The sequence below is a fragment of the Bacillus sp. FSL R5-0512 genome (assembly GCF_038593295.1).
Classification (GTDB): Bacteria; Bacillota; Bacilli; order Bacillales; family Bacillaceae; genus Bacillus; species Bacillus safensis.
The window spans coordinates 1,685,975-1,710,859 of the sequence record NZ_CP151982.1 but is presented as its reverse complement, the minus strand read 5'-3'; the positions used below and the strand labels follow the sequence as shown (position 1 = coordinate 1,710,859).

At 38.8% G+C, this 24,885-nt stretch carries 25 protein-coding genes; 6 read left to right on the top strand and 19 right to left on the bottom strand.

Annotated elements, in window-relative coordinates:
- Positions 1–21: 21 nt before the first annotated feature.
- From NSQ25_RS08670 to NSQ25_RS08660, 3 genes are all read right to left on the bottom strand, one after another.
- A complete protein-coding gene (locus NSQ25_RS08670; RefSeq protein ID WP_326136385.1) occupies positions 22–600 on the bottom strand; it encodes a TetR/AcrR family transcriptional regulator in 579 nt (192 codons plus the stop codon).
- Positions 601–828: 228 nt separating this feature from the next.
- Positions 829–1,512, bottom strand: coding sequence for a DUF421 domain-containing protein (locus NSQ25_RS08665; protein ID WP_326136387.1), 684 nt, complete (start codon positions 1,510–1,512; stop codon positions 829–831).
- A gap of 64 nt (positions 1,513–1,576) precedes the next feature.
- Positions 1,577–3,793, bottom strand: a complete 2,217-nt coding sequence (locus NSQ25_RS08660; RefSeq protein WP_326136388.1) for an RNA ligase — start codon at positions 3,791–3,793, stop codon at positions 1,577–1,579.
- A gap of 110 nt (positions 3,794–3,903) precedes the next feature.
- Between NSQ25_RS08660 and NSQ25_RS08655 the strand changes: the two genes are divergently transcribed.
- Positions 3,904–4,095: a hypothetical protein gene (locus NSQ25_RS08655; protein WP_034283400.1), complete on the top strand. Its 192-nt coding sequence runs from the start codon at positions 3,904–3,906 to the stop codon at positions 4,093–4,095.
- 12 nt (positions 4,096–4,107) lie between these two features.
- Here NSQ25_RS08655 and NSQ25_RS08650 read toward each other — a convergent pair whose 3' ends face one another.
- From NSQ25_RS08650 to NSQ25_RS08590, 13 genes are all read right to left on the bottom strand, one after another.
- Positions 4,108–5,016, bottom strand: coding sequence for a DMT family transporter (locus tag NSQ25_RS08650; protein WP_065214400.1), 909 nt, complete (start codon positions 5,014–5,016; stop codon positions 4,108–4,110).
- A gap of 145 nt (positions 5,017–5,161) precedes the next feature.
- Positions 5,162–5,884, bottom strand: coding sequence for a lactate utilization protein C (locus NSQ25_RS08645; RefSeq protein ID WP_326136390.1), 723 nt, complete (start codon positions 5,882–5,884; stop codon positions 5,162–5,164).
- A complete protein-coding gene (locus tag NSQ25_RS08640) occupies positions 5,884–7,305 on the bottom strand; it encodes a LutB/LldF family L-lactate oxidation iron-sulfur protein (RefSeq protein WP_041117503.1) in 1,422 nt (473 codons plus the stop codon). The genes NSQ25_RS08645 and NSQ25_RS08640 overlap by 1 nt, the downstream gene beginning before the upstream one ends.
- Positions 7,306–7,320: 15 nt before the next feature.
- Positions 7,321–8,043, bottom strand: coding sequence for a (Fe-S)-binding protein (locus NSQ25_RS08635; protein WP_041117501.1), 723 nt, complete (start codon positions 8,041–8,043; stop codon positions 7,321–7,323).
- 319 nt (positions 8,044–8,362) lie between these two features.
- Complete coding sequence (locus NSQ25_RS08630; RefSeq protein WP_065214398.1) at positions 8,363–9,103, bottom strand: ABC transporter ATP-binding protein; 741 nt, start codon at positions 9,101–9,103, stop codon at positions 8,363–8,365.
- 10 nt (positions 9,104–9,113) lie between these two features.
- The gene (locus NSQ25_RS08625; protein ID WP_065214397.1) at positions 9,114–10,802 is read right to left on the bottom strand and encodes a hypothetical protein; all 1,689 of its coding nucleotides are present in this window, start codon (positions 10,800–10,802) and stop codon (positions 9,114–9,116) included.
- Positions 10,803–10,845: 43 nt separating this feature from the next.
- Positions 10,846–11,367 (bottom strand): stage II sporulation protein M, encoded by a 522-nt coding sequence (locus tag NSQ25_RS08620; protein ID WP_157841466.1) that lies wholly within the window; start codon positions 11,365–11,367, stop codon positions 10,846–10,848.
- A gap of 92 nt (positions 11,368–11,459) precedes the next feature.
- On the bottom strand, positions 11,460–13,058 hold the full coding sequence (locus NSQ25_RS08615) for a M48 family metallopeptidase (RefSeq protein WP_326136392.1): 1,599 nt from the start codon (positions 13,056–13,058) through the stop codon (positions 11,460–11,462).
- A 39-nt stretch (positions 13,059–13,097) separates the two neighbouring features.
- Positions 13,098–13,754, bottom strand: a complete 657-nt coding sequence (locus NSQ25_RS08610) for a YIP1 family protein (RefSeq protein WP_326136394.1) — start codon at positions 13,752–13,754, stop codon at positions 13,098–13,100.
- Positions 13,755–13,824: 70 nt separating this feature from the next.
- Entirely contained in the window at positions 13,825–14,223 is a 399-nt protein-coding gene (locus NSQ25_RS08605) for an uberolysin/carnocyclin family circular bacteriocin (RefSeq protein WP_065214393.1), read from the bottom strand.
- A gap of 295 nt (positions 14,224–14,518) precedes the next feature.
- Positions 14,519–15,370 carry an SDR family oxidoreductase gene (locus NSQ25_RS08600; protein ID WP_326136395.1) on the bottom strand — a complete coding sequence of 284 codons (852 nt, stop codon included), beginning with the start codon at positions 15,368–15,370 and terminating at the stop codon, positions 14,519–14,521.
- Positions 15,371–15,471: 101 nt separating this feature from the next.
- Complete coding sequence (locus NSQ25_RS08595; protein WP_034283385.1) at positions 15,472–15,885, bottom strand: Rrf2 family transcriptional regulator; 414 nt, start codon at positions 15,883–15,885, stop codon at positions 15,472–15,474.
- Positions 15,886–15,933: 48 nt separating this feature from the next.
- Complete coding sequence (locus NSQ25_RS08590) at positions 15,934–16,407, bottom strand: glutathione transferase (RefSeq protein WP_081279459.1); 474 nt, start codon at positions 16,405–16,407, stop codon at positions 15,934–15,936.
- Between the two features lie 160 nt (positions 16,408–16,567).
- Here NSQ25_RS08590 and NSQ25_RS08585 point away from each other — a divergent pair, with 160 nt between their 5' ends.
- Positions 16,568–17,011, top strand: coding sequence for a DUF2188 domain-containing protein (locus tag NSQ25_RS08585; protein WP_065214391.1), 444 nt, complete (start codon positions 16,568–16,570; stop codon positions 17,009–17,011).
- 217 nt (positions 17,012–17,228) lie between these two features.
- Here the strand turns inward: NSQ25_RS08585 and NSQ25_RS08580 are convergent, their stop codons facing one another.
- Positions 17,229–18,077 (bottom strand): Ku protein, encoded by an 849-nt coding sequence (locus tag NSQ25_RS08580; protein ID WP_041117494.1) that lies wholly within the window; start codon positions 18,075–18,077, stop codon positions 17,229–17,231.
- 115 nt (positions 18,078–18,192) lie between these two features.
- Between NSQ25_RS08580 and NSQ25_RS08575 the strand changes: the two genes are divergently transcribed.
- Complete coding sequence (locus NSQ25_RS08575; RefSeq protein WP_326136397.1) at positions 18,193–20,025, top strand: DNA ligase D; 1,833 nt, start codon at positions 18,193–18,195, stop codon at positions 20,023–20,025.
- Between the two features lie 67 nt (positions 20,026–20,092).
- Entirely contained in the window at positions 20,093–20,788 is a 696-nt protein-coding gene (locus tag NSQ25_RS08570; RefSeq protein ID WP_326136399.1) for a YoaK family protein, read from the top strand.
- A gap of 730 nt (positions 20,789–21,518) precedes the next feature.
- On the opposite strand, the gene NSQ25_RS08565 is transcribed toward NSQ25_RS08570, so the two are convergent.
- Positions 21,519–22,631: a tetratricopeptide repeat protein gene (locus tag NSQ25_RS08565; RefSeq protein WP_034283371.1), complete on the bottom strand. Its 1,113-nt coding sequence runs from the start codon at positions 22,629–22,631 to the stop codon at positions 21,519–21,521.
- A gap of 543 nt (positions 22,632–23,174) precedes the next feature.
- On the opposite strand from NSQ25_RS08565, the gene NSQ25_RS08560 reads away from it, so the two are divergent.
- Complete coding sequence (locus tag NSQ25_RS08560) at positions 23,175–23,546, top strand: iron chaperone (protein WP_034621969.1); 372 nt, start codon at positions 23,175–23,177, stop codon at positions 23,544–23,546.
- Between the two features lie 53 nt (positions 23,547–23,599).
- Here NSQ25_RS08560 and NSQ25_RS08555 read toward each other — a convergent pair whose 3' ends face one another.
- Positions 23,600–24,181, bottom strand: a complete 582-nt coding sequence (locus tag NSQ25_RS08555; RefSeq protein WP_065214387.1) for an undecaprenyl-diphosphatase — start codon at positions 24,179–24,181, stop codon at positions 23,600–23,602.
- A 228-nt stretch (positions 24,182–24,409) separates the two neighbouring features.
- Here NSQ25_RS08555 and NSQ25_RS08550 point away from each other — a divergent pair, with 228 nt between their 5' ends.
- A complete protein-coding gene (locus NSQ25_RS08550) occupies positions 24,410–24,871 on the top strand; it encodes a macro domain-containing protein (RefSeq protein WP_326136401.1) in 462 nt (153 codons plus the stop codon).
- Positions 24,872–24,885: the final 14 nt, after the last annotated feature.

Sequence of the window (24,885 nt, the reverse complement as noted above, 5' to 3'; positions counted from 1 at the left end):
ATGCCCACTCCCTTTATCTCTTTAAGATGCAACGCTGATGGCGCGCCATAAACATTGCTCAATATCCTCTAAAAAATCAATCGTTGGCTCTATTTCTTCTGCAAGAATTTGTTTATGCAGCTGCACGAAGGCACCAAATACAATAGATAAAATGGTTCTGCCTGAGAGATTTGGATGAATTCCATCCTTTTTCCCTTCTTCAAAGATAAGGAAAAGCTCATGTAACAAATGCTGCATTTTCTCTTTGCTCGTCTCGTCTAAGTAATGAGACCGTTTATTAATCTCTAAGAAATACAGCCCGCTTGGATTCTCCTTTGTAAATAAAACCAAGCAATAAAATACATGCTTAAAGTACGCCCGGATACTTAACTTTGGATCTGGACTGTTTGTGTTCATTTTTTCGATAAATGCTGAGAGACTGCGCTGGTACAAAATATTGACGAGCGCCTCCTTGCTGTCGAAATAACGGTAAATGGTGCCCGCTCCGACGTTTGCTCTTTTTGAAATCATCGGCATTGTGGTGCCGTCAAAGCCTCGTTCAATAAATAGTTCCAGCGAAGCCTTCATGATCTGTTCTTGTTTATCAGTCACTGCTGGCATTTCATCCCCTCCTTATAAAAATATAGGAATGAACGTTCATTCCGCTGTCGGTATATTATATTAATATTTTAATTTCATCTATTTATACTTAAACATACTTATTTTAATCCGTCATCACATTTTCTGAAAATAATAATAATCGAGAAATGCTACCTAGTCGTATGACACCCAAAGGACTTATAAAGATTGTCAAATGTGTGTCACACAGGTGTCATCAGCACTACACATTCATTCCTGATCGATTGGAGAATGAATATGGTCGTCATATGTATCAATATATAAGTTTCCATTACTTGAACGGACAGCATAAACAATGTCCTTTAAGGACAGCTGCCTTTTTTTAAGCTCTTCTTCTATCCATTGCTCTGTTAATTGATTTTCTTGTATGTTCTTTTGGATGAGTTTCCCGTCCATGATGACTTCAATCGGCATGTAACGCTCTGCCTCCATGAATAAATGAAGGTCTTTCCGCGTGACTTTTTCAAACGAAGGGTATTTTTTCACTGACATATGCCCATCTGTTTCAATCATCGCAAATTCAACTTCGCTAATATCAAAGATGTCTTTTTCTCTCAGCTGTTGATTTAAATAATCAAGGGCAAGAATTTTTCCATTTTGTATGACAAGGGTTGGTTTACCAGCCATAAACCCTCTCATCTTCCGGCTTCTTAATGCAAGCAGGGAAATCACATAAATAATCATGACAAGTGACACAAAGGAAATCGTTGTGTGCTGAAGCGGGAGCGTTGTATTAAACGCCAGGTTCGCTGCAATTGAACCTAAGCTGATGGCTGCTATAAAATCAAAAATATTCATTTGCGCAATGGTTTGTTTTCCTAAAAGACGTGCTCCTCCAAATAAAATTGCAAAAGCAAACATCGTCCGAAGAATGACTTCAATATGGTCAGGCATGCAAGTGTCCACCTTTCAATTGCATCAAAAAAAGCCTTTTCCTTAGAAAAGACTCTTTGTTAGACTATACATTTATCCCATCATTATTCAATTGGGCAGTACCGCTTTGTTCAAATTGTGACCGCAGTTCAATAATTGAGCTATTCCTCACATGATCTGCTTCTTGCTCAAGAAGCCACGTATAGAACCTAGCTTGCTCCGCTGTCTGCAACGCCTGCATATATTTTTGCGAGGAACGCTTCTCTGCAACGCGCTGTTTTATCCCGCGCATCTGCTTCCAGAATTGATAATAAGGAAGCTTGAGTTTGGTCATAAAGCCGCGAGCATCCTCAATGACATATCCCTCTTCTTTTATTGTGTCATCATGAGAGACCGCCTGATACCATTTATAAAAAGACGTCCAATCATGGAAAACAGCCACTTCCTGCTTACAGGATATTCCCAGCTGTTCACTTAATCTTTTCACTTCAGCGAATGGTGCTTTTTCATAGCTTAACTGCCGCTTCACTATATCGAGTAAAATGAGTTGATCTTGTTCATATGTGATAATATGCGGATCTTTTTCTGGCAAAATGACTTCAAACACAAGAGATACATGGTGGTCACGGACGTATGATTTGATGTAGTCAGCCTGCACATCACCGAAGGTTTTATAAAATAGCTCTTCGACCCAGGAAGCATGCTGATTTTGTTTCACATGTGATGTATACGATTTGGACGTAAACACCAATTCATCTTCCATTTCGTTATACCCAACAGTTCCTAAGTATCCATTTGCTTTATCATATACGGCGACAGGGAATTGAAGATGGTTCACTAAATGCTGCATTCTTGTCTCCGGACGCTCATCAATGTTAAAAAATTTATTATAGCTTCTAGACACAATCTGCTTTGAAACCATATTGACAAACAAACCTCTTGCCTTCACATTCACATCATCCCACTGACGTTCACTAAAAGCCTTTTTCGTAAAATTAAAAGATGAAATATGGTGTGGAAGCTTTAATTCCTGAACGTATTCATGCTGATCTAAATGAGCTAAAAAATCATCCAGTGAAATATCTGATTGAACAGCAGCCAATTGTTTTTTCTCAGAGGCTCTGTAGACTGGATTGTCAATTTCATGAGTCTCAATCCCGTCAGCTGTGATTTTTAACACCCGCAGCTGCCCCCCAAATTCAACCTGGCCTTCTAGGTTATAAGATCTTTCCGCTGCGTGAATAGGCAGTCTGTATAAATTGCGATGCCCGTGAATTTGGATGATATCCAGCCCAGCTGTGTTTTGAACAAATAAGTGATCAATGTCATCTGAATATTCTCCTACGCCGTGAATGAGCTGCTGTGTTGAGACATGAAGAAGCTCTTCCGGCAAATGAGCAAGTCCGCCATGGGTAACAAGAAATGTCTGATCATGATACGTAAAATAAGTCAGCTGATGAAAGGTTCTGACAAACTTTCGTACTTCCTTCAAATCAAAGTCTGCTGCTTCGATTTCAGGCGCAGTATGCCTGTTAAACATATTGCTTCTGACTTTTTCACCATGTGCAAACCGGTATAAATGCTGATCATGATTGCCTTCAATGACGATGACATTCCGGCATTCTCTATGGGCGAGCATCCATTCTAATACTTCTTTGTTTTCTATTCCCCTATCAAGCAAATCCCCTGTAAAGATATAAAGTTCGTTTTCTTTGATGTCTCCTTGCAAATAGGTGGTAAGTGCGGTGTAACAACCGTGAATATCTCCGAAAACATGAATGGCCTCATATTGATCAAAGGATCGAGGCTGATAGGTCATCACTTGCGGATATTCCTCCGGCTGCAAAACAGTCACCCATGACGGGACCTTTTCTGTTTTTAACCGCTCGTTCATTTGATACAAAACAGATTCCCGCACCACTTTGTGAGATTCACGTGAGCGATTTTGCAAAAGAGCTGTTTCAAGGGGCACCTGCGTGAAATCGACGACATATACCCTGTAACGATACGAAGTCGCTAAAGACTTATATTGAGAAATCGATTTACTTGAAATATGTGTCGCATCAATCACAGTAAAGTCTCCGCGTTCCATACGGGCCGTGAGTAGATCGAATAATAAAGACCAAACTTTGTGGTCATGCTTGCTTGAAATGTCTAGTTTCCCATTGACTGATAGCTGCGGCGGCTGCGTTAACAGCCGGATTTGATCCGCTGATAAAGTGTAAGGCTCTAAGCCTTGTTCTTTGATCCATGTTGATTTACCTACGCCTGGGAGACCTCGTAAAAGGACTAAAGTTCTCATATTGGTTCTCCTTTAATGAGTGATATTTTACCTATTATAGATAAATTATGGATAAATCTCAATCTTTTAATGATTATGGTAATATATAGATAGAAAAGGAGGTTTTACGTATGTCTAATAGAGAGGATATGGCATTCAACATGGGAGATCTTCTATTTCAAATGTTCTCTCTTCTATTCATTGCCTTTATTGTGACAATCATTGTCATCGCGTTTCGCATGATCAGAAGAAAACGAATGGAATTGAAAAAAATCGAGGCAAGATTAAACAAAGTGATTGAAAAAAACGATTTAAAAGAGTAAAAAATCCGGAAGTTAACCGGATTTTTTTGTTTTCATCACGATTCCTTGACGCTGCTGCATCAAAAAGAAAAAGACGCCTAAAAGAACAAGCAGGCCGCCAAGCATTTGAAGCAGTGTGACTTTCTCTCCAAGCAGCCATACAGCAAGGATCGTTGCCCCAACAGGTTCACCAAGAATACTCATTGAAATGGTTGTCGCATTCACATAGGTTAAAAGCCAATTATTAATGACATGAGACATGGTGGGAATGATGGCGAGCAATAAAAAGATTCCCCACTCTTTACCCGGATAGCCTGTGAAAGGGGTTTGCTGAAGCAGGTTGAATAAAATTAAAAAAAGACCGGCAAAACCAAATACACAAAAACTATAAATCCAATGAGATATTTTTCTTACAGCCTGTTGGCCTATTAACAAATAACAAACAACAGCAATCACACTCAAAAAGGATAAAATATCTCCTAAGATGGCTTCCTTGCTATGACCAATATCTCCCCAGCCTATCATGAGGGCACCAACAATCGCTGCACACATCGTCAATAGAGCAGACATTGTTGTTCGTTCACGGAAGATGAGGAATCCGCCTAATAAGGAGACCATCGGCTGAAGGGCGATAATAATGGTAGAGCTTGCCACTGTCGTCAGCTTCAGTGAGCCAAACCACAACACAAAATGGAGTCCTAAAAAGAAGCCTGACATACATAAGAAAAACCAGTCTCTTCGCTTTATCGAGAGAAGTTCTTTTTTTCTTGGCAGGATAAATGGCAGCATGAGAGCCGCCGCAAAGATCATTCGATACATACTTAAAATAGCAGCAGGTGCATTTGACCATTTCACAATAATTGCAGAAAACGAAATGGCAATAATTGAAATCACAAGCGGTAGTGCAATTGATTTCGTTTGAGCAGTTGTCTTCATTTCCATTAGCAGCTTCCTTTACATCAGCAGTAGATGAGCAGTTCATCTTGTATGTCGTCATCTTACTATGTCCATTCACCTAGTGGCAAGATGATTTTTTAAAACTGGCGCGAGCTTTCTGGATGAAAAAAAGCTTTCATGACGAAAGCCTTCATTCTTCATCTATTAACAGATAAACGGCCTGAACTGGGCCATGAACCCCCACCACTAAATTCATTTCAATATCGGCAGAATTACTTGGACCTGATATAAAATGGATGGCGCCTTTCGCCTGCTCCCCCTCTTCTACTGAGCGATTGAGAGCCGAAACAGCCTGAATCATCCGCGGAACAATTGAGCTTTTCTCTATACACACGATATACATCATCGGTAAAAAATGCAGCGCTCTTCCTTGACCTTGGTGGGATGAAAGGACAACTGTACCTGATTCTGCAAGGGTATAATCACTGAACACAACTGCATATTTCGCTTGTTCTGCCTGCCTTAATTTTTCTTCTCTTGATGCATCTGTATTCCAGCTGGTGATGGAGATTCCTTCCTGTTGCAAGCTGTCAAACATAGGGAGGAAACCATATTCTTCAAAACGCCGATCACGCGATGTCATCACAGCACCCTCACCATATTCTGTCATCAATAATCGTAATACAGAGGGCGCTTCCTCCGGTGTTGTTTCGACCACTCTTGTGTGAATTTGCTGACATTGCTTTTTTAATTGCTCGACTAATTCATCTTTAGACAAACTACCGTTTGTTTCCCACTGGACTTGATGCCTCCATTCCGGACGCTGAATTGATGCAGTTGGGGAGGAGTTTTTGCCTAATTGATGATGGATATGAGATAAAAACGAATCTCGGTGAGAAATGGTTCCCTTCATCACTTCTCCTCCTTTTGTCTCTTTTTAAACCAATCCCTGAATCTTTCTTTACTTGGAACTGGCAGGTCACGAATATCTGTCCAATTCTTTAAAGGGCCTATCCCTTTTGAAATTTGTCCGTTTGAAGCCATACGATTCAAGAGCGCAGGGGCTGCTTTTGTTCCAAATTGATACATCCCAGGAGACGATGCCCCCATACCAAACATTTTCATCGCCATCATTTCAGCTTTAGGCGCTCTGCCCTCTTTTTCTACGATCACCTGTCTATGTTTAATCAATAACTCGTGAAGCGGAATCTTCACTGGACAAGCATCCGTGCAGGCTGCGCACAGACTTGATGCAAAGGGGAGCTCCTTATAGTCATCATAACCGCCAAGAAGCGGTGAAAGAACAGCTCCGATTGGTCCCGGATAAATCGAACCGTACGAATGTCCGCCAACATGCCGGTAAACCGGGCATACATTGATGCAGGCTGCGCACCGGATACATTGGAGAACAGGCTGAAAGGCCGTTCCTAATATATTTGACCGCCCATTGTCCACAATGACCAAGTGAAATTCTTCTGGTCCATCCACTTCCCCTTCTCCTTTTGGTCCCACGACAGAAATATAACTAGTTAATTTTTGACCGACTGCGCTCCTGCACAAAAGACCCACAAGGACATCCAGCTCCTCCATCGTTGGAACAAGCCGCTCCATTCCCATAACGGCAATATGCGTCTTCGGTATAGCCGTGACAAGATCTGCATTCCCTTCATTTGTCACAAGGCAGATGGACCCTGTGTTGGCCACTGCAAAATTACAGCCGGTCACACCAATATCAGCTTCGAGGAATTTTTCACGCAAGATGGCTCTCACAAAACTCGTCATTTCTTCAGGTGTGTCTGACATCTCATACCCAAGCCTTTCATGAAATACTTCCCGTATTTGTTCTTTCGTCATATGAAGGGCGGGTGCCACAATATGTGAAGGCGGTTCATGGTCATCCACTTGCAGAATATATTCACCAAGATCGCTTTCGACTACCTCGCAGCCGATCTCTTCAAGCGCTTGATTCATCTCGATTTCTTCTGTGACCATTGATTTTGATTTGACGACCTTTTTGGCTGCTTTTTTCTGTGCCACGTCTTGAATATATGCTGATGCCTCTTCCTTTGTTTTCGCAAAAAAGACATGGCCTCCGCGTGCACTTACACTTTCACTTAATTGATATAAGTAATCATCAAGATGCGTCAGCGTATGCTGCCTGATTTCCTCGCCAAGCTCACGCCACTTTTCCCAATTGCCAAGTTCTTCGCTCGCAGATAGCCGCCTTTCATACAGGCGTTCCTGCGCAGAGGAAACAGCTCCTCTCATGACAGCGTCTTCTAAGCCATCCCCGATCCGTTCTTTAAAGGCCTTTTCTCCAATTTTCATACTCATGTGCCGTTCCCCCTCTTAAAGTCCGCGGCTGTTTAATACTTCTGCGATGTGCATGACCTGAATGGGTTTATCAAGACGGTTCAGCCTCCCGCCAATGTTCAGCAGACACCCGCAGTCAGCACCAATGATATATTCGGCGCCTGTCTCCTCTATGCTTTGTACTTTTTCATCAACCATCTGCTCAGAAATAGGGGTCATTTTCACTGAAAAGGTTCCTCCAAATCCGCAGCAATTTTCTGCGCGGGGCAATGGTTTCATCGTCAAATCTTTGACATTTGACAACAGTGTATAAGGCGCCTCCTTAATGCGCAGCAGTCTCGTCATATGACAAGAGGTGTGATAGGTTGCGTTTCCTTTCAGGCTCGCGCCTACATCTGTCACGTGTAATATATCAACAATAAACTCTGTTAATTCATATGTTTTTGCGGCAAGTGCCTCAGCCTTGGCCGACCACACTCGGTCTTCTCTTAAAAGATGAGGATATTCTAAAAACATCGCCTTGCACGAACCTGATGGTGTCACAACATATTCAGCTGATTCAAAGGCTTTGATCATGTTTTTCGCTGCTTTGATTGCCTCTTTTGTATAGCCGCTGTTAAAGGCTGGCTGCCCGCAGCACACTTGTGTTTCTGGAAATTCCACTTCAACACCGAGTCTTTCCAATACTTCCACTGTCGCCTTTCCTACATTTGGCTGCATCGTGTCAATTAAACAAGTAACGAATAAATGGACTTTCATTGGCGAACTTCCCTTCTATTGCTGCATTTTGATTCATCATTCTGGTCATCTGATGACTAAATAACAGGCCTTAATTTCATTTTAATCCCAAATTTCTGAAATTTCAACGAAGTGATTTGTCTAAAATTTGACCTTATGGTTCGTGTGACTAAATGAAAAAAACGCCCTTTTCATAGGGCGTTTTTGATGTTTATTTTTTGGAATTAATTACAGGTGTTAATGAAAAAGCGCTTTTAAATCCTTATGTTCCCTTTTATGAAGAATGTATCTTTGTTTACTAGTGTTGTAATCAATGTTATTATGTGATTTTTCAAACCAATCACTTTTTAAAATTACTATAAGAATGTGTCAACATATGAAAAACTTCTTCTAAACTAAGAGTATTTCCATTCATTTGACTGTCTTGCAATCTTATTTCCTCTAAGCTACCGGTGGCAATACAATTTCCTTTTTCAATTATTACTAGTCTGTCACATAATTTTTCTGCTACTTCAAGTATATGAGTACTGAAGATGATGGAGTTTCCTTTATGAGTAAAGGCTTTTAAATAATCTTTAATTGCCTTTATGCTTTCTGGATCTAATCCTGTAAATGGTTCATCCATAATCAAGAGAACCGGATTATGAACTAAGGCACCCATTAATATAATTTTTTGACGCATACCTTTTGAATAGGTTTTGATTAAGACATCAATTTTTCTTTCAAGAAAGAGTAGTTGGGATAGATCGGATATAAAAAGATCAATTTGATTGGAAGGAACTCCTCTTAATTCACCCATGAAGGTTACGTATTCTCTACCTGTTAAATAATCATATGGACTTAAGTCATCGAATACACAGCCAATCTGTGACTTATATTCATTGGGATCCTCAACCTCATATAAACTTACAAATCCGCTGTCAGGTTTCATTAATCCCGATAATATAGATAAAGTTGTTGTTTTACCCGCACCGTTTGAACCCAATAAGCCTAAAATTTCACCGGAACGTATGTGGAAGCTTATTTCTTTTATCGCAGGTATACTGCCATATGACTTGGAAATATTCACTACATTTAACATATAATCATCCTTACTCACTAAATTCACTTAAAGATGAGAAGTTTTTAAATTCTGAATTAGTTAATTTTTTACAGCACAAATGGAAGAGTATTGAGCTAATCATAAATGCCATGGACGAAAATAATATTACGGTTAACAAAGAATTTTTGGAGAGCATGATGATTAAACTCCCAATGATAATAAACAAACTCGACAAAAATTTACTCATGATACTGGACCTTGTACTAGGCAAATCCAGATAGGTTTCTCTTTCATAATTCGGGAAGGTAATACTGGAGACTAGAGCAATTAGTATTGTAACAACCGTAGTAAATAGATTTAAAGGAAGAATTAATAAGAAATTGACGTCAAATATTAAACAGGTTGCTGAACTAACAATAATTGAAAAAGGCAGTGCAACTCCTAACAAACTAAGCACCTTCGCTAAGCAAATTTCTTCTACTCTCACAGGAGTAAGTAAAAGGTAAACGAAACTTTTTCCTTCAAAGTCAGGCGAAAATCTATTAAAGAGTCTATGGATTACCATGACGGCTCCTGAAAGATGGAGAATAGCAAAGATCGATAAATGATTTCCCTCTATAAAAGAAATATTTTTGGAGGCTAAAAGATAATAAGGTATAAATATCAATATGTATTGAAAGATAATTAATAAAAATGTTTGATTAAATCTATACATCTGGATTCTTTGAAAATGTTTATAATCTTTTTCAACAATTTTCCTTGTTAAAATTGGAATAAATTTAAGGTATTTTAGAACCATGGACAATCTGGACAAATACAAATTAAATAAACTGTTTCTTATCTCTGTTCCAGTGACATTGGAATTATTCCGCTGAAAAAAAACAATATATGTATAGACTTCTAAATGTTTTAAAGATTTACCCATTAACCAACAAATACAAATCCCTATAAAAAGGGAGATAGAGAGAATTGTCCATTCATCACTTATAAAATGAAATGGGTTAAAGAACACTAGTAAAGACTGGATAATATAATGGTTGTAAATTAATAAGTAATTTTCCCTCACCAAGCTACTAGGTATATATTCAATAAAAGGAAAAAGAATAGAAAAAAAGAGTATAGTTATTATTATTTTTGTGAATAAAAGAAACAGGCTATAATTCAATCCAATTCTTTTACTTACTTTAGCCGAAATTATTTTCATCACTATATAGATTTTTAACGTCGCTACAATTAATATTATAGGAGTTATAAAAAGAAATAAAAACATCCCAGTTGCTAAACTAAAGTTCAGTTTTGTGGCTATATGAATGAAAAAGAGCACGAATATTACGAATAGTAGTAAACTTTTAAATAATTCACGCCCAATTAACTTACTGAGTATTATTTTATTAACAGATGGAACAATAGAAGATAGTAACTTAAAGTCTTTAAGTTCTAGCATACGGTACACATTAGAATAAACATTGCTAGTCAGAATGAACAATATTATAAATAAAAATAGTCTATAGGCCCATTCACTTTGCTCTTTTCTAGTTAATGGTTCTAAATTTTCAAGCATAAATTCAACTGTATAAGAAGTAAAAAAATTAATAATAGTCAAAGTAACAGTGATGATGATACTTCCTACAAGAAATGGGAGATAAACACTATGCATTCCCCCATTTTTATGGATATACAAAAATCTGTTTAAGATGCTTCTAAATTTATATTTGTTAATCAAATAAATTTCTCTCATATCCATCTACCTCTAAACATCAAAATGATATTTAAAACTAACATCATATACTTAGGAGTATTATTCCCTCAATCAATGACGCTGTGAATAAAAAAATAATATACATAATAAGTAGGACAACCATATCTATTAAGTCCTGCTTCTGTATAAATTTCCGATTTCCACGAATGGATTCAATCGTTATTTCACCAGGTTTTATAGCAAATGCAGTGACTAGAGCTATAGCAATCATCTCAAAAATCCCATGAAATATTGTGAATGTAATTACAGTTGAAATTGACATTGTTTGAGAGATGCTATAGATGGATACTCCAAGTAAATATCCTTGTAAGGAAACATATATTATTGATAAAAAACCGAGCGAAAAAACTCCAATTAACGCTGGCAGCAAGATAATGAAATTATGCGAAAAAATTGAGAAACAAACAGCAAATCCATCATTCTCACTATCACTAACCCCTTCCTCCAAATAACTAAGGGGAATGGTAGTCACGTTGATATCATTGTTAATCGATAAGAATAATATAGTACCGAAAAAGCTAATAAAAACAACTAATAAAGCCAACTTCAACACCCGGAAATTTCTCTTTATAAATAGTTTTAGCCAATTATATTTGGAATGGTTCAGTTTAGCCTTCATATAATCACCTTGTTGAATCAATTGTTTTTCTTTATGTTCTCAATTCGTTTTTCAAAAGAGGGGTGACTTTCACGCCATTCAGACTTTCTTCCATAATCTCCTTCTTCTTCTTCAATAAGACTGCTTAATTTAATCAAAGTATTGAGATACAGTGTTTTATTCTCAAGATGGGAAACAGCAAAGTTATCAGCCTGAATCTCAAATAACCGGCTGATTTTCTTTGGCAACCATTCCGTAATGAAAATCATGAGAATTACTCCTACTGGGAAAATAAGAACATATTGCCACCATCCGTTAGCAAGCATAACCTGTCTGGCATAATACATACTGATGCCCATAAATAATGTTACGATCAAAGTTAGAAACATGGTATAATGCGCATGTTTTAACTTCGCATGCCCCATTTCATGGTATAAGATAGCACGAATTTCATCTTTATCAAACTTATCTAACAACCCTTCTGTCACATACACATCGACTCTTCTTTTAAATGGAAGTTTAAAAGAATATATCCATGCATTCACATCCTGTTGAGAGTCTTTTTTCACCCAAATATTTACCTTTTGGTTTGTCTTATTCTCAATATCCTTGCGAATATTCATGAATGCTTCCGTATTTAAAAGTTCATATTTGTTTATTATTTTTTGAATGATTGAGTAACCAAAAATAAATAATAGGATTAGGGCGAAGTACCAGCTACAAAATAGAAAAAGGTTATCCATCATCTTCGCTTGAAACGACAAAGGAAGTAATAAATATGATCCGAAATATAACAAAGATAAGGTGGCAGCACCAAACAAAACAACTTGCTCCCTAACATTCATTAAGAACGAATTTCCTGACGCGCCTTCATTTTCTTCTAAATCTTCAGGCGTATCTTTTGTAGTATACTCAAATGAATAAGCTGTCAATAAAATTGACAGGAAACTAGGTACAAGTATAGAGAGAATAATGCTTAATACATAAGATCCTGTTATTGATAGCACATATCCCATTAAGAAATAATAATTTAATCCCAAGGGAAGAAAAATGGCTAAAACAAAGGGAATAAATAATGTGAATAGGTTTTTCATAGATTCATGAAGATTAAAAAATAAAAATAACATAGCTGGAAAAAGAATTCCCATTAACGTAATTAATATAATATATGTGGTATTATGCTTAAAACCTGTTTTGACCTTAGTAGTTTCTGTTAAATTCGTTAGATTGTATTTAGAGAAAAAAGGATTTTGCGATACCTGTTCCATCTTGATTTTATCATCATGAATAGGTACAAAACCTCTTCTTAGAAAAACTGTTGCCTTATCTTTCATTAATTTGTCAGTTTCAATTGTGCTAATTCCATCCCTAGATGGAATCTCCGTGAAATGTATTTGCTTTCCCCCCAATTGAAAGGCTGCTTCTGATCGATCTTTGGAGTGACCTTCTTGATAAGTTAATAAAAAATCACCTTGATAAAGGGAATGGGAGATTAATACTTTTGGATTGTTATCTTTGTTCGAATCAAGTAGAACAAATGGAGAAACAACTGCTGAACGGATACCAACTTCAATCAAAATGACTATTATTGTAATAATGCTTGCAATAAAATAAGAAAGTGAGGCTTTTCGTAACATTTCATCACATCCTACTAACTGATTATAGGGTTAAAACAATTACATAAATGAAGTGAAAATCTCTGGAATTATTTTTAAAATTGTGTTTAGTAAGAAGGAGAAAGCGATAATCATTATGGACATCCACTTACTAGAACCCCTTAACAAAATTTTCACACCTAAATACATGATTATGTACTGCCAAATAACAAAAAAATCTATATTTTTTAAAAAGCTGCTTAAAAGAGAATTATCGGTATCTTTTAATATACCAGAAAATCCTTTAATCTCGTACAATTCTCCAGAAAACATAACTAATAACGAGAAAGAAAACACCTTAATGGCTATAGGAACCCAACTATAACCGATAATACTGGATACCGCTCTGAATTCCCGGTTTTCAGTAGAAAACAGTGATACCATAAAATAGATGACAATTGCTTGAATCAACCACTCTATAAGTAATCCCCCACTTATAATAAAAGTGAAAATACCAATAATGATAGCTGAATTAGACAACTTTTCTTCTAATTCAAACAGGTGAGAAATTTCCTGTATTAAAAATTGTGAGGTGGATAGCACTAAAAATATTCCTATTAGCATAATTAAAATGAACGGATAAAAATTCTTAGGTTTTTCAATTAATTTATTAAATAAAGATATTGGTTCAAATAATACAGATACGAATGATTTGACGCCCTCTACAATTCCTTTCACCACACGGCTCCCCTTATACGTAATTAGTAAAGAAGAAGTAGTTATGAGAATCATAACTACTCTTCATTACTTACCATGTAACAGCTGCTTTTTTACCTTTTCGTTTGATATACCACTTTAATGACATCCTTGCTGCCCAAGCGATAGCCGTTACGGTTCCAAATGAAAAGGCACCTAACACTATAGATATTGCCGAAGCAACGTCAGACCCCGTCATCACCATGTTGACAATTTTGGATGCCTTTTTTTGAGCTTGGTTCCAAGTAGTCTTTTTACTATATTTATTAATGATTTTGGCAAGGTTCACTTCTAATGATGATTTTTCTAAAGTCTGAATATTAGAATTACTAAATTCGTTTTGATTATACTTCACTGGTGACCCAATAGTTCCAAACATCACTAAAATAGATAAAAAGACCATCCCAAAAGCGGCTAGGATTTTAGAATGTTTACTATTAATTTTTCCCACAATTACCACCTCCTTCTATTATTATATAATATTACTATAAATAAAATTAGAGTTCAACATTATCATATGAAAAAAAGATACTTTTTTACTATTTTTTGTTGGTTAAAAGATTGTTAACTCCTACGGGTATAAAGCTGATGTAAGAGTAGAAAAAATAAGAGGGAGATTAACCATTGAGTTGATCTGTTTATATAAAAAAACGTTATATTGACAGGGCTACAGTTGGAGAGGAACTTAATGATGCTTGAAGCATAATCCACATGAGAAAACGCCCTTTTAAGAGCGTTTTCAATGTTTATTTTAAAATCAATTCACGGATTCTCTCTTCAATAGGTGTTAACGGCCGGCCTAGTAATGTTTCGAAATCTTGGCTTTCGACGGCTAAAGCACCATCGCGTATGCCGCTTTGAATGGCTTTGACAAATGGCACTGCTTCTTTTGGTACACCATTTGAAGCTAAAAAGTCTCCAAATGTGTCTACATCTATTTTTTCTACTTTGATTTCTTTTCCACTTACCTTACTAACAATTTGTGCAAGTTCACTATGCGTCCGAAGAGGTCCTGACAGTTCATATATCTCCTGATCATGTACGGCAAGTGTTAACGCATTTGCTGCCGCTTCTGCGTAGTCATTTCTTGTTGCCCAGCCAACCTTTCCTTCGCCAATAGGGCTTAAAAATGGTGCGCCGCTGACTGACGCCAGAATCGTATCTTTTTCGTTTTCAACATACCAGTTGTTTCTTAAAAATACATGAGGAATGCCAGAGGCCACAATGGCTTCTTCTGTTTTAGCATGGTCATTTGCAAGGATAAGCTGACTCTCTCTTGCATTGACAACACTTGTATAAGCAATAAATGCCACATTTGCTGCTTTTGCCGCTTCGATTGCCGCTTTATGCTGCTGCACACGGTCTCCATCCGCTGTTGAAATGATCAACAGACGATCAATGCCCTTAAATGCTGATGTCAGGGTGTCTGGCTGAGTAAAATCTCCGTGGCGTACATCCACCCCAGCATCCTTCAAATGTGCTGCTTTTTGCGGATTTCGAACACTGACTGCAATTTGTTCAGCCGGTACTTTTGTGAGCAAATGCTTGACGACGAGCGTCCCAAGTTGTCCTGTTGCACCTGTTACTAATAATTTCATTTGTTTGACCTCCTCATTTTTCGTTCAACGGTGATGTGCATACGTTATAATCAAAATGGTTACAACAAAGGTGTAAAAAAAGCTCCAAAGTACGAGCTTTTTTATTCCGCCTCTGTTAATAATTGCTGAATTGTCACTTGCTTTAGGTGATTCTCAAGTGCAGCTTGTGCTTCTTTTAGTTCATGCCGCAGTCTCGTATCCATCGCTTGACCAATCGGGCATGCGATGACGGGCTGATGAAAGTTAAATAATTCTTCATCCTCGCTTACATCCACAGCACGGTACACATCTAAGAGTGTGATGTCCTCAGCCGGTCTTTTTAAATAAGCACCGCCTACTCCGCGGCGAATTTCAATAAGACCCGCCCGTTTGAGCATTGCCATCATTTTTCGAACAATGGCTGGATTTGAATTCACGCTCTCTGCAATAAAATCACCTGTACACTCTTTTGGAACACCTGCAATAAATGACACAATATGAACAGCAATCGGATACCTGCTGCTAATTTGTTTCACAATCTTTCACCACCGTTGTAATCAATATAGTTACAATGAGTGAGTTTGTCAATCAATAAACGGATGTTTCTTTCGATCCCAGTCCTCATATGTCATGATATCGTAGTTTTCTGCTGTATCAAGTTCAAGCGGCGCAATGCATTCAAGCAGATTCTCATCTGGGTCAAGAAAATAGATCGCTGCATGAAATTGCGGCGGATTATCGAGAACTAAAGGCTGCTTTTCTTCTGAAAAACCAAACATTGGGTGAATGTTGATGCCTCTTTCAATCAGCCAGGTCTTGATCTGTTCGATACTGGACGTTGTAATTTGAAAGGCAACGTGCCGAGTCGAGGGATGGTATGGAAAATTGTTTATATCTACTTTCCACAGGCCAAGCCAGCTCTTTCCTTTCTCAATCCATAAAAAAGCAACTCGTTCATTTTCATGAGCAAGTGTCAATTCCAATTTTTCATAAAACGCAATAGATGCCTTCAAATCACTCACAGGTAAATGTGCTTCATACAAACCTTTCATCATCATCAAAATCACTCCTTTTCTACCTTCTATTCTGCGGGAATTGATGAGATTCTGCCTCAGCAAAACGATGTATTTTATCCCCAACATTGGTTTGAGAGAACTTGTATGTTTGATCCATTACAGATGGGGGAAGGTGTTCAAATAAAAGAAAGGAGCGTTTCTTATGCCTTGGACGATGAACGATTATCCAGCTTCATTGAAATCATTAGACAACGTCATTCGAAAAAAAGCGATTGAGATTGCCAATAAAATGATTCAGGAAGGCTATGAGGAAAATAGAGCCATTCCCATTGCAATCAGTCAAGCGAAAGAGTGGAAAAAGAACGCAACGGACAAAGAGGTAGAGAATTTCTCCTCTCATGGTTCTGTCAAACCCTCTGAGAACAGCAGCTCTGCAAGACCAGAGCTCATGGATCAGGCGCAGCATGTAGTGAAACATGAGGAAGGCTGGGCGGTTCAAACAGAGAAAGCGAAACGAGCAAGTGAGGTCAAAGAAACAAAACAAGAAGCAATTGAACGGGCCAAGGAGATTTCAGCTAATAAAGGAACTTCCGTTGTCATTCACCGAAAAGATGGGACGATTCAGGATGTGTTAAAGCCGCAATAAGACCGCTCGTCAGCTGTCTTAGCGTGTAGACAAACCCTCGCATTCTTTGTCAGATTTGCGCTCCGGTACTCACGAATGTCAAATTCGCTCAACTCCGGTACTCGCCCTTCCTAGGGCTGCAAAGGTTTTCTATCACGCTGAATGAAAACAAAAGGCTAAAATAAAGACCATTTTAGCCTTTTGTCAACAATTTAAGACCGCTTGTCAGCGGTCTTTTTTATGCATTCTTTTCTTTTTTGGCTGGTGTTTTTCTTTTCTTAGGTGCTGCTTTTTTCGGTTTGGCTGGTTTTGATCGGTCGATCGAAGCCTGTAGTGCGGCCATTAAATCTGTCACATTGGCTGCAGGATCTTTTTTGCCTGTCGTTTCCGGCTGAACGGTATGTTCTCCAGATATTTTATCGCCAATTAAATTCATCAGCTGTTCTCTGTATTCATCTTGATATGCCGCTGGATCGAATGTCGTGGTCAGCTGCTCGATTAAAAGGAGCGCTGTATCTAACTCTTTCTTTACAATGTTCTCCTCTTGGGGAATATTCGGTACATCTGATACTTGTCTAATTTCATCAGGGAAATGAATGGTTTCCATCAGCAAAATATGTTCATAGCACCTAACGATCGCTAATTGCTCCTTTGAGCGGATCATAATTTTTGCGACACCAATTTTTCCCGATTCCTCTAAAGCTTTTCTTAATAATGAATAAGCCTTTGCTCCGCCAGTATCCGGTGATAAGAAGTAACTTCTTTCATAATAGATGGGATCAATCTCTTCAATCTTCACAAAATCAATGATTTCAACGGCTTTTTCTTCATTTTCTTTTCGCAGTTTTTCCAGCTCTTCATCGTCCAATTCAATAAATTTATTTTTCGCATATTCATACGCCTTGACGATTTGTTCCGGCGCTACCTCTTCACCGCAATTGGCACATACTTTCTTGTAGTTAATGGGCGTGTGACACTCTTTATGCAGCTGTCTTAATTTAATGTCTTTGTTCTCTGTAGCGGTAAACAGCTTGACTGGAATATTGACCAATCCGAAACTAATGCCGCCTTTCCATACTGTATGCATCGCGCTTCCTCCGTTCTTTTCTCCTTACTATGTAATGTTTTCATCAGACTTATGTATGTGATTGAAAATTTCATCCCACTCTAAGAACACATGATATAAGGAAGTGACATGCACAATGAAACCTATGCGATTAACACCTGCACATGATATACCTGCCGGTGCAGACTGGGTATATGAATTAAAATATGATGGCTTTCGGGCTATTCTTGTATGGGAAGAAGACGAGATGCGTTTAGAAAGCAGGACCGGAAAACGGCTGAATGAGCAATTTCCTGAAGTGATGGAGCAGTGCGAACAATTAAGAGACCAATTTGCTCCTTATTTACCGCTGACGCTTGACGGAGAATTGGTCTTTTTACTGAGTGAACAGCAAAGCGAGTTTGCGAAGGTTCAGCAAAGAGGCAGGCTGAAAAACAAAGAAGCCATCCAAAGACAGGCTGAACGATTTCCATGTCATTTTATTGCATTCGATCTATTAAGCTGCAAAGGGAAACCTATCGTTGATTCACCGTTGATGGAAAGAAAAAATCAGCTGCAGCAATTATTCCAAGAAGCAAAGCTCCCCTCATCAGTTCAGCTTGAGCACCCTTCCCTTTTGCAGGTCATTCATACAGATCCAGACTCTGAATACATGAAAAACGTGATGACGATGTATTTAGCAGAAGGACTAGTAGCGAAAAAAAAGATAAGTAAATGGCATGACAATACTCGTTCAAAAGAATGGCTGAAAATGAAAAACTGGCGTTATGTCTCTGTCATTGTCACCCGTTTTGACAAAGAAAATGGCTATTTCCAAGGTTCCATTTATCAAGATTCGGCACTCATCGAGGTTGTCCAATTCAAGCATGGATTTTCTAAAGAAGAAGAACAAACGCTGCGTACGCTATTTCAGACAAAAGGCCAGTTAACAGGAGGATCATTATACGAAATCCCCCCTTCTATCGTTGCCAGCATTGCTTGTATATCCTTTGATGGATCGGCGTTAAGAGAGCCGCGTTTTTCTTCCTTTTTACTAGATGCTGATCCAGCAACATGTACATTTCAGCACATGCTCAAACAGCTGTATCCACTCCCTGCTGCTATAGAAGTCACTCACCCTGAGAAACCGATTGTCCCGGCTCTTCAACTAAACAAGGCAGATTACTTACTTTATTTAAGACAAGCGGCTCCCTACCTTTTGCCCTTTTTACGTGAAAGGCGTCTTACTTTAATTCGGTATCCGCACGGCACTGGAGACGAATTCTTTTATCAAAAGACGACACCTGATTATGCGCCGGATTTTGTTTTAACAGATGAAGTTGATGATATTTCTTATACGGTCTGTAATGATCCTCGTACGCTTCTTTGGCTTGGCAACCAGCTGGCGATGGAATTTCATATCCCTTTTGAAACAAGAGATACGAATCGGCCGACAGAAATCGTCTTTGATCTGGACCCGCCATCTGTAAATGAGTTTCATCTAGCCATAGAAGCGGCTAAACGAATCAAAGCGCTTTTAGACGGGCTTTTCCTCACAGCCTTTATTAAAACAAGCGGAGGTAAAGGGCTTCAAGTCTATATTCCTTTAAAGAAAAACGCCTTCACATACGAAGAAACAAGACAATTCACCGCGTTTATATGCCAATTTTTATGTGAGCAAGCACCGGATCTTTTTACTCTGGAACGTCTTAAGAAAAACCGCGGCAATCTCTTGTATTTAGACTACATTCAGCATGATGCTGGGAAAACAATCATCGCTCCATATTCCCCAAGAGGAAATGAGCTTGGACTTGTTGCGACACCGCTTGAATGGGACGAACTCTATCATGATGAGCTTCATCCTTCTCTTTTTACGATGCCGGCTGTTATAGAGCGTTTAAAGGAAAAGGGCGATCCGTTCCGCCGCATGAGGCACCTTGTGAATGATGATACTTTTAGACAAGTCTTACATCAGCTTGCACACATGTGACCATCTCATCAGATGGACATTCGCGGTCATAAAGCGTTACACTTATTCATTAGAGAGGAAGAAAGGAATGACTATTTTGACCGCACATTCATTTCGAAATACAGCTTTGGTTTTCTTATGTCTTTCCGCAGGAATTGTGGATGTGATTGGCTATTTAAGCCTAGGGCATGTGTTTACAGCCAATATGACAGGTAATATTGTGCTGCTTGGCATTGCAGCAGGAAGCTCCTTGCAGCTAACAGCCCTTCATTCCATCATTGCTCTAAGTGGGTTCGTTTTAGGGGTTTTACTTGCAGTTGTGATAGGCGGAAAGCATGAGAAAACGTTTTGGCCAAAAGCCGTTACACGCATTTTTATCATCGAATTGATGATTTTGCTTCTATTTGCTCTCATGACCGTTTTCCATTATACACAAGGTGCTTACTTTATGCTGATCATCCTTTTAAGTATGGCTATGGGTATGCAGACAGCAGCCGCTCGTAAATTGAATGTTGCTGGCATTTCCACAACCGTTCTCACGAGTACACTTGCTAACCTATTTGAAGATGCAGCTCAGCGTATATCATACCGGGAAAAAAGAAAGGCCCCTATCCAGCTTGTAAGCTTGATGCGAATAGGCTCTATTGTCTTCTACTGCCTAGGTGCAGCTATTGCTGCATATACAGATCGTTACGATCCATTTATCATCATCTGGCTGCCTATCATCATCCTAGGGGTCATTGTGATAACTGCTGGATTGAAGCACTTTCACCAATTGAAATAGCCTATCTTTAGATGGCTATTTCAATTATTGTGCTCTTACACTAATAACTCCTCACATAAAAACCAGGAGGACGTCCCATGATGAACGTAGAACCATACGGATATCCAGAAAATGTCCCGAATCCCCCGTACCCAGGAAAACCTCCCAAGCCAGAGAACACACCAGGGCTCAAATAAGACCCGCCAAAGCCGATATGGGAACCAACCGGCCCAATATGAGCCCCGCCTCCTGTAAATCCGCCTCCATGAAAACCACCATAAACCCGTGGATACATACAATCACCTGCCTTCGAATCAGACCTTATCTCATCATATGCATGACAAATGGGGCGGTGCCCCTGCTTTTTCTTTTCCTTCTATGTACATTAGACCAATTTGATAAAATTTGAATGAAAAGTCCTGCAAAAAATTAAATTAAGCAAAGAAAAGTGACCTTTTTAACTTGTTGCTCTGCCCTATGTTTATTTAGAATAATGGAGCAGGTAATAAATTTGCACACCCCCTTTGTTGCGAATTCTTCTTATTAAACGTTCTTGCAGCGTTTAATAAGAAGAGCCTATTAAAACAAAAAAAAACCCTTGCTGACGATATCAACAAGGGCGAGAGATAAATGGTATTAACCACCAATGATTTTTTCTGCAACTTCGAAAGAACCTGCAACGTTTTGCGTCAGAACAGTCGCAGCGACCGCTAAACCTACAACGAATAATACTTTTAATCCTGTTTTCATCTTAAATCAACCCCATTCTTTTCATATGTAAATCCGCTTCTAAACTTTTGTTCAAGTAAAAAACAGACTGCTCATAAAGTGCTTGCTTTTCACAATATTTTGCTGCAAATTGTGATAGCTCTTTTACTTCATGATATTCATTCTTCTCTTCTAACTTTCTTAATTTCTCATCAATTTGCTGAAATCTTTGCGGTGCATGCGTTAAGTAAAGATCATGTACGATGCCTATTTTTAGCTGAAACACTTCATGAGAAGCATCTTTCATTCTGGCATATGCAGCCTCTATATATTGGCTTGCACGCTGCTTTTCACCAATCACACAGAGTTCTCGGCTGATCAGATACGTAGAATGGAAAAAGAAATCTGAATCATAATACTCTTGATGAGACAGTGCTTTTTCAAGATGACGTATCGATTCCTTCGGTTTATTCCAAAATGAATATAAAATGGCCACATTGTGATGAAGCTGAGCCAGCATAAAATCATCCTGCTCGCTTGTCAAAACTTTTTCTGCCAGACGATAATTCTCAAGCGCCTCTTCATACCGGCCGATCTCTGTTAGATTCGCTGCTATAAGAGAGTATGAAAGGGCCGTTCTTCTTTCATACTGCTTGTGCCGCTTATAGACGTGGAGCGCTCTGCGGATATAGCTTAGTGAGAGCATAATATGACTGAGCCGGTAATAAAGCCATGCCACTTTAAAATCGAAATCAGCACGTTCGATCTCACTTGGAATTTTATCTAAGAGCTTTTCAGCACTTTGATACATCTGCAATGCAACCTCATAATTACCTTGATGCTGCTCATACACACCCTCATAAAAATCAAAATAATAGGCAAGACGGTTAGACAGGTCATCTTCTTTTTTTCCATAATGACCCTCTATGCTTTTCGTTGAAACATTGCCCTTTTGCCCTCTTAAATTGTACATCAGAATGTGATGCCTCTTCTCAAGAAGAGAATAGTATATGAGGATATCCGCATCGTCAATTTCCTCTACCGCTTGTTTCGCTTTGGCAAATAACCGTTCTGCCTCATCTGCATGATCTTTTTTGATTTCCATGTTCCAGTCATTTAATAGTGATGCCAATTCCGCAACAGGAACTTTGCTCATTCTACACCCCCAATCACCTTCAGCTAAAACACATGAATTCACTAAATATGGAACTTCTATTAGCAATTGCTAATTCGTCCATTTGACATCATTTTAATATGAATCACTTGAATCTTCAACAACCGTTTCCATTGAAAGTGCGTTTCTTTCTCCTAGTCAACGATATTTGCGAAAAAATTCCGCCTTTTTTTAAAATAAACATCTCGAGATGAAATGAAAAAAGCCCAATGTCGAGGCTTTCTAATCTTATGATGGTTCATAGCAGCTTTTCATTTATCCAATTTCTTTATATAATATGATCAATCACTTACACGCCTCAGTAGCTCTAGTAGGGAAGAGCGCCGTAAAACAAATTGTAGCTGGCGGGTCGCAAGGCAAGGGTTTCAGAAGCACCGAAAAGCACATGAGCTGAGACAGGTGAAATTCCTGTCGGTGAAATTCCGTAGGGAAGCGTGTTGCCCCTAGCCTATGCTTACGAAAGGAGTGCGGGTTCGAATCCCGTCTGAGGCTTATGAGGTAGATGGATTGGGAGGATAAAATATCATGCATGTGTTTGAAGAATATATCAGCAAAATCGGTAACCCAGAGCTGAAGCAGCGCACTCAAGACATCTTACAATGGGTAGAAGACACATTCCCTCAATTAGAGCCAAGAATTGCTTGGAATCAGCCCATGTTCACAGATCACGGCACATTTATTATTGGGTTTAGCGTGGCAAAACATCACATTTCTGTCGCACCAGAAGCAAAAGGAATTGATCAATTTTCAGCTGACATTGTACAAGCTGGGTACGATCATGGGAAAAATCTGTTTCGCATGAAAGAAAGCTTGCCAGTTGATTATCCTCTCCTAAAAAAAATCATCGAATTTAATATCGAAGACAAAGCGGATTGTTCAACGTTTTGGCGAAAATAAAAAGCACCCCGATCTGAGCCATAAACAGATCGGGGTATTTTGCTGCAACAATGTTATTTTATTCTCTTCCCTACCAATTTTTGTTCAAGCCATTCATAACATGACAAAAGGGCATCAACGCTTTTTTGGCATATCGGCAAATATACAACGGCGGCGGCTGTTAAACACGCTATAGCAGCTCCTGCTAAGACATCTAATGGATAATGAACACCTACCCAAATCCTTGAAAAACCAACAGCACACGCAATGATCAGCCAATACATATGGCGTTTGTGAAACAGCCAAAAGATCAGGCAAATTGAAAAAATAAAGATGGTATGATCACTTGGAAACGAGTTATTCACTTCCTTTTGAATCAAAAGATTGACGTGGCTCATTTCTGCAAAGGGCTGCTGATTGAAATAAAGGAGCCCTGCGATTTTCCCAAGTAACTCTGACAATATGAAGGTCAGTCCGGCAGATACGACCATCGCCCTATTGTACCTGCTGCGATTTTGAAACCATACGAACAGACACATGAGCGCTGCTAACAGCACTGTATATTCAGCTAGTCCAATAAATATTGGATTCAAGTAACCATGATCGATACTGAACTGATTCACCCACCTAAATAAATCTTCATTAAATTCTCGCATCTCACTTCATCCCTTTTTACTTGATTTACGATAAGGATAATTGAAATGAAATGTCTGCCTCCATCGATCGAACGAACAAACCATGGAATCATATGACATGTTTGTCACTTTGCTGTCACCTGAACATCGTGTACTAACTAAAAACTCATCAAAAGCTATTAAATCACAGGAACAAAACTGTTATAATAGAACATAAGTTTGCATTTTATCAAAAAGGGGTTACATCATATGATCAAAACGGTGGATGGCAACATTTTAGAGACAAGCGAAGACATCATCTGTCATCAGGTGAACTGTAAAGGAGTCATGGGCGCTGGATTAGCGAAACAGATCAAAAGCAAATATCCGAATGTGTACAAAGATTATAAACAATTATGTACAGAACAAGGAGATGACTTGTTAAGCTCCGTTCAACTCATCACAACAAAAGACGGAAAAACAATTGCCAACTTATTTGCCCAAGCTGGATACGGAAGAACAAGAAAGCAAACAGACTACGATGCCTTACGCAGCTGCTTTCAACACCTAAAGGATACAGTGACACAATCACCTGAAGAGAAAAACCAAACGTCCATCGCCATTCCATACGGGATCGGCTGCGGATTGGCAGGCGGCGATTGGACGATTGTGGAAGAGATGATTGAAGAGGTCCTGGGTGATTGTGAAGTGACGGTTTATCGGTTTAGATAATGGAAATGAGGTTT